The sequence below is a fragment of the Achromobacter anxifer genome (assembly GCF_903652925.1).
Taxonomy (GTDB): domain Bacteria; phylum Pseudomonadota; class Gammaproteobacteria; order Burkholderiales; family Burkholderiaceae_B; genus Achromobacter; species Achromobacter anxifer.
On sequence record NZ_CAHLAR010000002.1, the window covers coordinates 458,712 to 471,087 of the forward strand.

The 12,376-nt window shown below is 66.8% G+C and carries 12 protein-coding genes; 8 read left to right on the forward strand and 4 right to left on the reverse strand.

Annotation, left to right across the window (positions count from 1 at the left end; translation table 11 throughout):
* Positions 1 to 222: 222 nt before the first annotated feature.
* The 5 genes from HWY37_RS07485 to HWY37_RS07505 all read left to right on the forward strand — a co-directional run bounded on the left by HWY37_RS07485 (position 223) and on the right by HWY37_RS07505 (position 5,064).
* A complete protein-coding gene (locus tag HWY37_RS07485) occupies positions 223 to 1,368 on the forward strand; it encodes a branched-chain amino acid ABC transporter substrate-binding protein (RefSeq protein WP_175211577.1) in 1,146 nt (381 codons plus the stop codon).
* A gap of 234 nt (positions 1,369 to 1,602) precedes the next feature.
* Positions 1,603 to 2,454, forward strand: a complete 852-nt coding sequence (locus tag HWY37_RS07490) for a branched-chain amino acid ABC transporter permease (protein WP_373418134.1) — start codon at positions 1,603 to 1,605, stop codon at positions 2,452 to 2,454.
* On the forward strand, positions 2,451 to 3,539 hold the full coding sequence (locus HWY37_RS07495; RefSeq protein ID WP_175211573.1) for an ABC transporter permease subunit: 1,089 nt from the start codon (positions 2,451 to 2,453) through the stop codon (positions 3,537 to 3,539). The genes HWY37_RS07490 and HWY37_RS07495 overlap by 4 nt, the downstream gene beginning before the upstream one ends.
* Positions 3,536 to 4,336 carry an ABC transporter ATP-binding protein gene (locus HWY37_RS07500; RefSeq protein WP_175211571.1) on the forward strand — a complete coding sequence of 267 codons (801 nt, stop codon included), beginning with the start codon at positions 3,536 to 3,538 and terminating at the stop codon, positions 4,334 to 4,336. The genes HWY37_RS07495 and HWY37_RS07500 overlap by 4 nt, the downstream gene beginning before the upstream one ends.
* Positions 4,333 to 5,064 (forward strand): ABC transporter ATP-binding protein, encoded by a 732-nt coding sequence (locus HWY37_RS07505; RefSeq protein ID WP_175211569.1) that lies wholly within the window; start codon positions 4,333 to 4,335, stop codon positions 5,062 to 5,064. Before HWY37_RS07500 ends, HWY37_RS07505 begins: the two co-directional genes overlap by 4 nt.
* A gap of 890 nt (positions 5,065 to 5,954) precedes the next feature.
* Here the strand turns inward: HWY37_RS07505 and HWY37_RS07510 are convergent.
* Genes HWY37_RS07510 through HWY37_RS07520 form a run of 3 tightly spaced genes read right to left on the reverse strand, consistent with a single transcriptional unit; the run spans position 5,955 to position 9,108 of the window.
* Positions 5,955 to 7,241 (reverse strand): CaiB/BaiF CoA transferase family protein, encoded by a 1,287-nt coding sequence (locus HWY37_RS07510; RefSeq protein WP_246302220.1) that lies wholly within the window; start codon positions 7,239 to 7,241, stop codon positions 5,955 to 5,957.
* Between the two features lie 20 nt (positions 7,242 to 7,261).
* On the reverse strand, positions 7,262 to 8,062 hold the full coding sequence (locus tag HWY37_RS07515; protein ID WP_176088259.1) for an enoyl-CoA hydratase/isomerase family protein: 801 nt from the start codon (positions 8,060 to 8,062) through the stop codon (positions 7,262 to 7,264).
* A gap of 50 nt (positions 8,063 to 8,112) precedes the next feature.
* Positions 8,113 to 9,108 carry a Bug family tripartite tricarboxylate transporter substrate binding protein gene (locus HWY37_RS07520; protein WP_175211563.1) on the reverse strand — a complete coding sequence of 332 codons (996 nt, stop codon included), beginning with the start codon at positions 9,106 to 9,108 and terminating at the stop codon, positions 8,113 to 8,115.
* 129 nt (positions 9,109 to 9,237) lie between these two features.
* Between HWY37_RS07520 and HWY37_RS07525 the strand changes: the two genes are divergently transcribed.
* A complete protein-coding gene (locus tag HWY37_RS07525; RefSeq protein ID WP_176088260.1) occupies positions 9,238 to 9,939 on the forward strand; it encodes a GntR family transcriptional regulator in 702 nt (233 codons plus the stop codon).
* Between the two features lie 3 nt (positions 9,940 to 9,942).
* Here HWY37_RS07525 and HWY37_RS07530 read toward each other — a convergent pair whose 3' ends face one another.
* Entirely contained in the window at positions 9,943 to 11,226 is a 1,284-nt protein-coding gene (locus tag HWY37_RS07530) for an MFS transporter (RefSeq protein ID WP_176088261.1), read from the reverse strand.
* A 104-nt stretch (positions 11,227 to 11,330) separates the two neighbouring features.
* Between HWY37_RS07530 and HWY37_RS07535 the strand changes: the two genes are divergently transcribed.
* Together HWY37_RS07535 and HWY37_RS07540 are read left to right on the forward strand one after the other, a co-directional pair.
* Positions 11,331 to 11,933, forward strand: coding sequence for a TetR/AcrR family transcriptional regulator (locus HWY37_RS07535; protein WP_175210501.1), 603 nt, complete (start codon positions 11,331 to 11,333; stop codon positions 11,931 to 11,933).
* 202 nt (positions 11,934 to 12,135) lie between these two features.
* Positions 12,136 to 12,357 carry an XRE family transcriptional regulator gene (locus HWY37_RS07540; protein ID WP_175210503.1) on the forward strand — a complete coding sequence of 74 codons (222 nt, stop codon included), beginning with the start codon at positions 12,136 to 12,138 and terminating at the stop codon, positions 12,355 to 12,357.
* Positions 12,358 to 12,376: the final 19 nt, after the last annotated feature.

Consider the following 12,376-nt stretch of genomic DNA (forward strand, 5'->3'; position numbering starts at 1 on the left):
TTGGTTATCCAAGGGTTATCTCCAATATCGGCCAGGGTTGCACTGGAAGCAAAATCCGGTCGCACCTCAAATTCGGAAGTCGCAACCCGGCTTCCGGATTCTGCAGAACATGCATGCATGCGCAGGCTCCCGCTACATCGGGCCTGCAGTAGTGAAAAACCAAAAGCCTGGCTAAAAGCTCAGGTATAACAAGGTCTTAAGTCCGACATCCGGAGGATACCCATGAAGTTCCGCACCACTTTGAAGCTTCTCGCCGCCAGCATCGCCGCCGCCGGCATGGCCGCCTCCGCGCAGGCCGCCGACGTCAAGTTCGGTTTTGCCGCGCCGCTCACCGGCCCGCAATCGCACTACGGCGAGGACATGCAGAACGGCCTCAACCTGGCCCTGGAAGAAGCCAACAAAAAGGGCATCAAGGTCGACGGCGAAACCGCCAAGTTCGTGCTGGTGTCGCGCGATGACCAGGCCGACCCCCGCGTTGGCGTGCAGGTCGCGCAGCAGCTGGTCGATCAGAACGTAGTCGGCATCCTGGGCCACTTCAACTCCGGCACCACCATTCCCGCTTCGCGCGTCTACCATGAGGCCGGTCTGCCGCAGATCGCCATGGCGACCTCGCCCGAATACACCAAGCAGGGCTACGAAACCACCTTCCGCATGATGACCAGCGACACCCAGCAGGGCGCCGCCGTGGGCAAGTTCATGGTGGAAAACCTGAAGGCCAAGAAGGTCGCGATCATCGATGACCGCACCGCCTACGGCCAGGGCCTGGCCGACGAGGTCGAGAAGGCGGTCAAGGCGGCTGGCGGCCAGGTCGTGCGCCGCGAGTACACCACCGACAAGGCCAACGACTTCACCGCGATCCTGACCAACATCAAGGGCGCCGCGCCCGACGCCATCTTCTACGGCGGCCTGGACGCGCAATCCGGTCCCATGAAGCGCCAGCTGGCCACCCTGGGCCTGAAGGCGCCGCTGGTCTCGGGCGAAATGACCCGCAGCGACACCTTCATCAAGCTGGCCGGCGACGCCGCCGACGGCACCTACGCGTCGCTGGCCGGCGTGCCGCTGGACAAGATGGCCGCGGGCAAGGACTTCGAGCAACGCTACCAGGCCCGCTTCAAGAAGGCCCCCGGCGTCTATGCTCCCTACGCCTACGACGGCGCCTGGAACATGATCGCCGCCATCGAGCAGGCTGGCTCGGCCAAGCCCGAGAAGTACCTGCCGGCGCTGGCCAAGCTGAACCGCAAGGGCGCGACCAGCGAGCACATCTCCTATGACGCCAACGGCGATCTGAAGGAAATCTCGGTCACCATCTACGAAGTCAAGAACGGCAAGTGGGAGATGGTCGAGACGATGGTCAGCCAGGCCAACTAAGGCCGCTGAACCCGGGCGGAACGGCGGCCGCGCGCCGCGTTCCACCCGCATCGCAGCGTACGCGCCGCCAGGCGCGCAGCGCGCGGCGCCGTGGCAGGCCCCAGAGCCGCTACCGCGCGGTCCGCGCGATTTTTCCAGGCTTATTCCGCGGCCCCTATGGATATCTTCATTCAACAACTGATTAACGGCGTCACGCTAGGCAGCGTGTACGCCCTGGTCGCCCTCGGCTACACCATGGTGTACGGCATCATCGGGCTGATCAACTTCGCCCATGGCGACGTCGTCATGATCGGCGCCATGGCGGCCACCACCATCGCGATTTCGCTGGTCGGCGGCGACCCCTCCACGTCCGCCTTCGTGGTGCTGGGCGTGGGCCTGCTGGTGTCCGTGCCGCTGTGCATGGCGGTGGGCTGGACCGCCGAGCGCGTGGCCTACCGGCCGCTGCGCCGCGCGCCGCGCCTGGCTGCCCTGATCACCGCCATCGGCGTGTCCATCATCCTGCAGAACGTGGCCATGATGGCCTGGGGCCGCAATTACCTGAACTTCCCGCAGGTGCTGTCGCCGCAGGTGTTCGAGATCGCGGGCGCGCGCATGAGCTCGCTGCAGATCGCCATCGTGGTGATCGCGGCGCTGATCATGGGCGGCCTGCTGGCCGTGGTGCACAAGACCCGCCTGGGCACGGCGATGCGCGCGACCGCGCAGAACCGTGAAGTGGCCGGGCTGATGGGCGTGAACATCAACACTGTCATTTCGGCGGCCTTCCTGATCGGCTCGGCGCTGGCCGCCGTGGCCGGCATGATGGTCGCCACCTATTACGGCGTGTCGCAGTACACCATGGGCTTCATGCTGGGCCTGAAGGCTTTCACGGCCGCGGTGCTGGGCGGCATCGGCAACCTGGTCGGCGCCATGGCGGGCGGCCTGCTGCTGGGCATCATCGAATCGCTGGGCGCGGGCTACATCGGCGACCTGACCGGCGGCTTCCTCGGCAGCCATTATCAGGACGTGTTCGCCTTCTTCGTGCTGGTGCTGGTGCTGATCTTCCGTCCGTCGGGCCTGCTGGGCGAACGCGTGGGAGACCGGGCATGAGCGCAAACCTGAAAAGCAGCGGGTTCACCACCCGCAACCTGATCGGCATCGCGCTGATCGGCGTGGTGCTGGCGGTGCTGCCCTTCGTGATCGGCATGGCCGGGCAGAGCTGGGTGCGCATCCTGAACTTCGCCTTGCTCTATGTGATGCTGTCGCTGGGCCTGAACATCGTGGTGGGCTTTGCCGGTCTGCTGGACCTGGGCTACATCGCGTTCTACGCCGTGGGCGCCTATACCTGGGCGTTGCTGGCCTCGCCGCATTTCGGCCTGCACCTGCCGTTCTGGGCGATCCTGCCGATCGCGCTGGCGGTGGCCTGCCTGTTCGGCGTGCTGCTGGGCGCGCCCACGCTCAAGCTTCGAGGGGACTACCTGGCCATCGTGACATTGGGCTTCGGCGAGATCATCCGCATCTTCCTGAACAACCTGAACGCGCCGGTCAATATCACCAACGGGCCGCAGGGCATCAACCGCATCGATACCTTCAAGGTGGGCGAGTTCGCCTTTGGCCGCACGGAAAGCCTGCTGGGCCTGCGCGTGACCGGCCCGGAGAAGTACTACTACCTGCTGCTGGCGCTGACGCTGATCATCGTGCTGGTGTGCGTGCGCCTGCAGAACTCGCGCATCGGCCGCGCCTGGGAAGCGATCCGCGAAGACGAGATCGCCGCCAAGGCCATGGGCATCAACACTCGCAACATCAAGCTGCTGGCGTTCGCGATGGGTGCTTCCTTCGGCGGCGTGGCGGGCGCGCTGTTCGCGTCGATGCAGGGCTTCGTCAGCCCCGAGAGCTTCTCGCTGATGGAGTCCATTTCCATCCTGTGCATGGTGGTGCTGGGCGGCATGGGCCACATCCCTGGCGTGATCCTGGGCGCCCTGATCCTGGCCGCGCTGCCGGAATTCCTGCGCGCCGTGGTCGAGCCCGTGCAGCAGATGGTGTTCGGCGCCGTGGTGCTGGATCCCGAAGGCATACGCATGCTGCTGTTCGGCTTGGCCATGGTGTGCGTGATGCTGTTCCGTCCGGCCGGCCTGTGGCCGTCGGCGGTGCGCAAGCGCGAACTCGCGACCAAGACTCAGGGAGGCGCGGCATGAGCAAACTGCTGCAAGCCCAGGGACTGGGCAAGCGTTTCGGCGGCCTTCAAGCGCTGTCGGACGTCAGCTTCGATATCGAGCAGGGCGAGATCTACGGTCTGATCGGTCCCAACGGCGCGGGCAAGACTACGCTGTTCAACGTGCTGACCGGCCTGTACATCCCGGAAGAGGGCAGCTGCACCTTCAACGGCGAGTCCATGTCCGGCAAGAAGCCGCATGAAGTCGCCTTTGCCGGCCTGGCGCGCACCTTCCAGAACATCCGCCTGTTCGCCAACCTGAGCGCCATCGAGAACGTCATGATCGGCCGCCACATGCGCACCAAGGCGGGCGTGTTCGGCGCCGTGCTGCGCACGCGCGCCACGCGTGCCGAAGAGGCTGCGATCGAAGCGCGTGCCCAGGAGCTGCTGGACTACGTCGGCATCGGCCATCGCGCCAACGACGTCGCGCGCTCGCTGCCTTACGGCGACCAGCGGCGGCTGGAGATCGCGCGCGCCCTGGCCACCGATCCCAAGCTACTGGCGCTGGACGAGCCGGCGGCCGGCATGAACGCATCCGAAACCGTGGTGCTGCGCAAGCTGGTCGAGAAGATCCGCGCGGACGGTGTCACCGTGCTGCTCATCGAGCATGACATGAAGCTCGTCATGGGCCTGTGCGACCGCGTGCTGGTGCTCGAATACGGCAAGGTGCTGGCCATGGGCAAACCCGCCCAGGTGCAGCGCGATCCCAAGGTCATCGAAGCGTATCTGGGCGCCGGCGCCGCGCAGGATCCGCAGATTCATCAGGAGCGCCCGGCATGACGGCAGCATCTCATCCCCTACTTGAATTGCGGGGCCTGCAGGTCTCATACGGTGGCATCCGCGCCGTGCGCGGCATCGACCTGCGCGTGGACCAGGGCGAGCTGGTCTGCCTGATCGGCGCCAACGGCGCCGGCAAGAGCACCACGTTGCGCGCCATCTGCGGACTGGTGCCGCTGGCGGGCGGCGAAGTGGTCTACGAGGGCCAGTCCGTCGGCGGCCAGAAGTCGCATGAACTGGTGCGTCGCGGCCTGGTCATGGTGCCGGAGGGCCGGGGCATCTTCGGCCAGCTCACCATCGAGGAAAACCTGGCGATGGGCGCCTACATCCGGCGCGACGCGGCGCAGATCCGCCAGGACACCGACCGCGTCTTCACCTTGTTCCCGCGCCTGGCCGAACGCCGCAAGCAGGCGGCCGGCACGCTGTCTGGGGGCGAACAGCAGATGGTAGCGATGGGCCGCGCGATGATCGCGCGTCCCAAGCTGTTGCTGCTGGACGAGCCTTCGATGGGCCTGGCGCCGCTGATGGTGGAAAAGGTCTTCGAGGTGGTGCGCACCATCGCCAGCGAAGGCGTGACCATCCTGCTGATCGAACAGAACGCGCGCCTGGCGCTGGAAAACAGCCATCGCGGCTACGTGATGGAATCGGGCGAGATCATCCTGTCTGGTCCCGCCGGGGATATGCTGCATGATCCCAAGGTGCGCGCGGCCTATCTGGGCGAGTCCGAGTAGGGCGTGGTCGGAGTCCCGCAGTTTAGATTCCGGCGGCTCAGGAACTCTGCCTCATCGGTCGCGCCGGGTTTTGAGCTTGCGGAGGTCGGGGTTCTTCAGGCGCCGAGGCTGCCCTGCGTCATTCCGATGCTCGCCCCGGTGGGGCTGCGCTTCGGATGACTCCGGGGTCCTCGGCTGACAGTCACCTAATGCGTTGGTTTTGGGCCCCGTTCATGGGCAGCCGCTGTGAGCCGGTGGCCGAGCGGAGGGATCCGAAGCGCAGCCCCACCGGGGCGAGCATCGGAATCCCGCAGTTCGGACGCTGGCGGCTCAAGAACCCTGCTTCACCGGTCCCGCCGGGCTTCGAGCTTGCGGATGTCAGGGTTCTTTAGACGCCGAGGCTGCCCTGCGTCATTCCGATGCTCGCCCCGGTGGGGCTGCGCTTCGGATGACTCCGGGGTCCTCGGCTGACAGTCGCCGAATGCGTTGGTTTTGGGCCCCGTTCATGGGCAGCCGCTGTGAGCCGGTGGCCGAACGGAGGGATCCGAAGCGCAGCCCCACCGGGGCGAGCATCGGAATCCCGCAGTTCGGACGCTGGCGGCTCAAGAACTCTGCTTCACCGGTCCCGCCGGGCTTCGAGCTTGCGGATGTCAGGGTTCTTTAGACGCCGAGGCTGCCCTGCGTCATTCCGATGCTCGCCCCAATGGGGCTGCGCTTCGGATGACTCCGGGGTCCTCGGCTGACAGTCGCCTGATGCGTTGGTTTCGGACCGCGTTCATGGGCAGATGCCGTGAGCCGGTGGCCGAGCGGAGGGATCCGAAGCGCACCCCCACCGGGGCGAGCATCGGAATCCTGCAGTTCGGATGCCGGCGGCTTAAGAACCCTGCCTCACCGGTCCCGCCAAAAACGTTCTAAGCCGGCGCGCGTTCGCGGTCCACGGCCGTGACCACGCCTGCCTCGATCAGCGCGTCGATTTCCGCAGCACCGTAGCCGAACTCTCCCAGGATCGCGATGGTGTCTTCGCCCAGCCTGGGCGCCGCGCGGTGGTAGTGCGCGGGCGTGGCCGACAGCTTCACCGGCATGCCCACCGTGCGCACCTTGCCCGCGACGGGATGGTCCTGTTCCACCACCATGCCGCGTGCAATCGTCTGCGGGTGCGACAGCGCCTGCGCGATGGAATGCACCGGCCCCGCAGGCACGCCGGCGGCATCGAACACGTCCAGCCATTCCTCTGCGCTGCGGGTCTTGAGGATGGCGGACATCTCCTCCACCAGCTGATCGCGGTTCTGCATGCGGTCGCGGTTGCGCGCGTAGCGGGGATCCTCGGCCCACTCCGGCTTGCCCAGCGCCTGCGCGATGCGCTGCCAGTTCTTCTCGTTGGCGCCGCCGATGATGATCCAGTCGGTGGCCGTGGGGAAGGCCTGGTAGGGCGCGCTCAGCACGTGCGCCGAGCCCGTGGGGCCGGGCGACACGCCGCTGCCGAAATAGATCGCGGCGTGCCAGTACAACTGCTGCAGGCTGGCTTCCAGCAGGGACGTTTCCACGATCTGGCCTTCGCCGGTGCGCTGCTTGTGCTGATAGGCCGCCAGCACGCCGAATGCCGCCAGCAGGCCGGCGTTGATGTCCGCCACGGAATTGCCGGTGCGCAGGGGCGGGCCGCCGGGTTCGCCGGTGATCGCCATCAGGCCGGAAAAGCCCTGCGCCACCAGGTCGAAGCCGCCCTTGTCGGCGTAGGGGCCGGTGGTGCCGTAGCCCGACACCGCGCAATAGATCAGGCCGGGGTTCTCCTGGCGCAGCCTGTCGTAGCCCAGGCCCAGCTTTTCCATCGTGCCTTTGCGGAAGTTCTCTGTCACCACGTCGGCATCGCGGATCATGCGCAGCAGGACCTTCTTGCCCTCGGGGTGCTTCAAGTCCAGCGCGATGGCGCGCTTGTTGCGGTTGAGCATGAGATAGGGCGCCGAGATGCCGTTGATCTGCGGGTCGCGGTATTGGCGCGAATCGTCGCCGCCGTCGATCTTCTCGACCTTGATGACGTCGGCGCCCATGTCGGCCAGCATCATGCCGCAGGTCGGCCCGGCCATGATCTGCGACAGCTCGATCACGCGCATGCCGGCCAGCGCGCCGGCCGGGCGTGGGGTTTCGGGCTGCTTATCGGACGGGTTGTTGGACTGCCCATCGCGCTGGGTATCGTTATGCATGAATCCTCCTTGCGCTGCGTTCAGCGGGCATTGAATTGCGGCTTGGCCTTGGCCAGGAACGCCTGGTAGCCCGTGCGGAAGTCCTCGGTGTCGAAGCAGTCGAAGGCTTCGTCGCGATCGGCGTCGGTCAGCGTCTTGCCGCTCACCAGGTTGCGGACGAATTTCTTGTGCCAGCGCGCCACCAGCGGCGCGCCGTCGGCGATGCGGCGGGCGGCGGCCTGGGCTTGCGCGGCGACTTGGTCGTCGGGCGCCACGCGCGTGACCACGCCCAGGCGCAGGGCCTCGCGCGCGTCGAAGATGGTGCCTTCCAGCAGCACCTGCAACGCGGCGGACGGGCCGACCAGGCGCACCAGTGGCGCCAGTTCCGAGTACGACATCACCAGGCCCAGGTTCTTGATGGGCACGCCGAAGCGCGAGCTTTCGCCGCAGATGCGGATGTCGGCGAGGCTGGCGATCTCCATGCCGCCGCCCACGCAGATGCCATGTATCTGCGCCACCACCGGATGGCGGCAGTTGGCGATGGCCTCTATGGTCCGGCGCATCACGGCGCCGTATTCGATGGCCTGCCGCTTGTTGCTGCGCGCGGTCTCGAATTCGCTGATGTCGTTGCCCGGGGAAAAGGCCTTCTCGCCCGCGCCGCGCAGCAGCACGCAGCGCACGCTGTCATCGGCGTCCAGCTCCAGGAAGGTGTCGCCCAGCAGGCGCCAGCTGTCGATGGTGAAGGCGTTGAGCTTTTCCGGGCGGTTCAGCACCACGGTGACGATGTCGCCTTCGCGCTGGCGCAGGATGGGGGTGGCGTCGGATTCAGGGGTAGCGCTCATGGGATTCCTTTGCTTGGGCGGGGGCGCGCCCCCGCCGGGTTGCCGCGGATTTACTGCTTGGTCAGGCCCAGGCTGGCGGTGAGCTTGCCGTACTTGCTCCATTCATCCTGCACATAGCTGGCGAAGGCTGCGGGATTGGCCGGGCCGCCGCCCAGTTCCATGCCCTGGTCGGCCAGCTTGGCCTTGATGTCGGGGTCGGCCAGCGTCTGGCTCAGGGCCTGGTCAAGCTTGTCCAGCACCGGCTTGGGCAGCTTGGCGGGGGCCAGCACCGCGTACCACTGCACGATGTCCAGGCCCTTGATGCCGGACTCGGCCAGCGTCGGCACGTCCGGCAGGCGCTTGCTGCGCTCGGTGCTGGTCACGGCCAGCGGGCGCAGCTTGCCGGCCTGGATCTGGTTGATGGCGCCGGGCAGGGTGTCGAAGTTCATGTCCACGCTGCCGCCCAGCAGGTCGGTCATGGCCTGGCCGCTGCCCTTGTAGGGCACGTGCTCCATGCTCACGCCCGCGATCTGCGAGAAGCGCGCCGCGCTCAGGTGCTGCGGGCTGCCCATGCCGGAGGAGGCGTAGGTCAGTTGCTTGGGCTTGGCGCGGGCGTCGTCGACCAGGTTCTGCACGCTGGCGTAGCTGTGCTTGGCCGGATTCACCACCAGCACGTTGGGCACCGAGCCGATGTAGCGCACCGGCGTGAAGTCCTTGATCGGGTCGACGTTGGACTGCACCACGTAGGGCGCGGCGACGGTGGACTGCATGTTGGCGAGCAGCAGGGTGTAGCCGTCCGGATCGGCCTTGGACACGAAATCGGCCGCGATCAGGCCCGAAGCGCCGGGCTTGTTCTCGACCACGACCTGCTGGCCGAGCAGGGCGGACAGGCGTGCCGACAGGATGCGGGCCGAGACGTCGGTGCCGCCGCCAGGCACGAAACCGACGATCAGGCGTACCGGCCGTTCCGGCCATTTGGAAGCGTCCTGCGCCAGGGCTGGGCTGGCGGCGGCCAGGCTGGTGGTCAGCGCCAGGGCGCCTGCCCAGGCGCGAGCGTGCTTGTGCATGTGGGTCTCCTTTGGTGGTTGTAAGCCTGCCCGCTTGTTGCTTGCTCTATGATGGGGTCAGGTTGGTATGCCGCTGGTGTTTGGTATACCAGATACAAAAATAGTCGAATTAGCGAGTGCGAACAACTCATGGGTAACCCTGAAGTTCTGGATCAGTCCGTCCCCGATTTGGCCATCCATCACCCCACGCTGCCGGCCGTGGTGGCCGAGAAACTGCGGCAACTCATCATCGACGGCACCTTCAAGCCGGGCACCTGGCTGAACGAGCGCGACCTGTGCGACCAGCTGAAGATCTCGCGCACGCCGCTGCGCGAGGCCTACCGCATGCTGGCCTCGGACGGCCTGGTGAGCCTGCAGCCCAAGCGGGGCGCGATGGTGATCGAGTTGTCGGCCGACGACATCGAGAACATTTTCGACGTGCTGTCGGTGCTGGAGGGGCTGGCGGTGCGCAGCGCCGCTGAGCGGGCGACCGACGCGGAGCTGGCGCAGATCGCGCAATTGCATGCGCAGATGCGCCAGGGCTACGAGCAGCGCGACATACGGGCGTATTTCGCGGCCAGCATGGGCACGCACATCGCCATCAACCGGGCCGCGCACAATCCGGCGCTGACCCATTCCTATGACCGGCTGAACCTGCAGGTGCAGGCGCTGCGCTACAAGTCGAATTTCGATATCGACGAATGGACGGCGGCGGTGGCCGACCACGAGGCCTTCGTGCAGGCGCTGATGCAGCGCGACGGCGAGCGCGCCGAGTCGCTCATCCGCAAGCACGTGGGCAGCAAGAAGACCTACAACCTGCGCGGGCGCGCGGGCGGGGCGTCGAAGGCCTGAGGTTCAGGCTGGCTGCGGCACCACGCGCTTCCTGCCTATCATCAGCGCGATCACGGCGGCGATCAGGCCCGTCGTGCCGGAGATGACGAAGGCCATCAGGTAGCTGCCCTGCGCTTCGCGCACGGCGCCCGCCATCCAGGCGGCGCTGGCCGCGCCCAGCTGATGGCCCGCGACGATCCAGCCGAACACGATGGGGGCGTCGCGCTCGCCGAAGGCTTCGGTCGTCAGGCGCAGCGTGGGCGGCACCGTGGCGATCCAGTCCAGGCCGAAGAAGATGGCGAAGATCGACAGGCTGTAGAACGAGAAGTCGGAGTAGGGCAGGTAGATCAGCGACAGTCCGCGCAGGCCGTAGTAGACGAACAGCAGCTTGCGCGGATCGTAGCGGTCGGTGAGCCAGCCGGACGCCGTGGTGCCGAACAGGTCGAAGACGCCCATCAGCGCCAGCAGGCCCGCGGCCTGCACTTCCGGCATGCCATGGTCGCCGCAAAGCGCGATCAGGTGCGTGCCCACCAGACCGTTGGTGGTAAAGCCGCAAACAAAGAAGGTGGCGAACAGGAACCAGAAGGTGCGGGTGCGCGAGGCGCGCGCCAGCGCGCCGAACGTTGCGGCCAGCAGGCCGGTGCGCGGCGCGGCGGGCGCGGGCGGCGCATGCGGATCGCTGCCGAACGGCACCAGGCCGACGCTGGACGGGCGGTCCGGCACCAGCCACCAGGCCAAGGGCACCAGCGCCGCCGCCGCGCCCGCCACGGCCCATACCACCCGGGTCCAGTCGCCCGACGAGGCCAGCGCCGCCAGCACCGGCAGGAAGACCAGCGTGCCGGTGGCGGAGCTGGCGGTCAGCAGGCCCATCATCACGCCGCGATGCTTGCTGAACCAGCGGTTGACGACGGTGGCGCCCAGCACCACGGCCACCGCGCCCGAGCCCAGGCCCGAGAACACGCCCCAGGTCAGCAGCAGATGCCAGGGCTGGGTCATGAAGGCGCTGGCCGCGCTGGACGCGGCCATCAATGCGAGGGCGCCGATCAGCACGCGGCGCAGGCCGAAGCGTTCCATCGCGGCGGCCGCGAACGGTCCGACCATGCCGTACAGGAAGATGCCGACGGCGGCCGCCAGCGAGATGGTGCTGCGACTCCAGCCGAAGGTTTCTTCCAGCGGCACCAGCAGCACGCTGGGCGAGGAGCGCAAGCCGGCCGAGACCAGCAGGGACAGGAAGATCACCGCGACGACGACGAAAGCGTACTTCTGGCCGGCGCGCTGGAAAGGGACGGGAGGGCGGGCTATACTCATGTTACTGACCGGTACGTATTGGGGTTTGCGAATAGTACGTACCGGTCAGTAACGTAGTCAAGAGATTTCTGGCGCCATACGCCATCCGGAAAAGGAGCCCACTCATGCCCAGCAAAACCGCCGCCGCAGGCCGTCCCGCGAGCAAGCCGCCGCTCGCGGCCGACCGCATCCGCAAGACCGCGCGCGAAATGTTCTATCGCGACGGCATCCGGGCCGTGGGCGTGGACGCCATTGTCAGCGAGGCAGGGGTGACCAAGCCCAGCCTGTACCGCAGCTTTTCGTCCAAGGACGAGCTGGCGGCGGCCTATTTGCGCGACTACGACGCGGAGTTCTGGGCGCGCTTCGACGCCGCCTGCGAGGCGCATCCCGGCGATCCGCGGGCCCAGGTGCTGGAGTATCTGTCCGGCTTGGGCGAACGCGCGGTGCAGAACGGCTATCGCGGCTGCGGACTGACCAACGCGGCGGTGGAATATCCCGAAGCCGGCCATCCCGCGCGCGCCGTGGCGGTGGAGCACAAGGTGGAACTGCGCCGGCGCCTGGCCGCCATGGCGGCGGAAATGGGCGCGGCCGATCCGCAGGCGCTGGGAGATGGCCTGTTGCTGCTGTTCGAGGGCGCCTTCGTCTCCAGCCAGCTGTTCGGGGAAGGCGGACCCGCGGGCCGCGTGGCGCAGATGGCCGACAAGCTGATCCAGGCGCATCTTGCATAGGCCTGATGCGGCAGCGCGGTCGGGCTGGCGCTTTGGCCTGCACAGGACCGGTGCATAGGGCAGTGCACATGTGCACCATTTTTGGTGTTTGTACGTATTGCGCAACGCACAAAAAAATGATTGAGAAATTTATTGCGACGCAGCAAGCGCAGGTCTAAGATGGGCTCGTGCAGTTCCACATCGCTTTCTCAAGGAGAGAACCATGAGCGATACCGCGCTGAAGAATGCCCGCATGTCGGATGAGCTGGAACGTACCTTGATCGAAGACGCCATCCTGGCGGAAAGCCTGTCCGGCGTATCGGGACGCCAGGGGTGGCGGCGCCTGAAAGTACGCCTGGCTGCGTTCGGCGGTGCAGTGGGCGAGGTCCTGCATGACATGGACGCCGGCCGCCGCCAGCACCCGGTCATCTCCGCCTACCATTGATGTGCCCAGGGCGACGCGC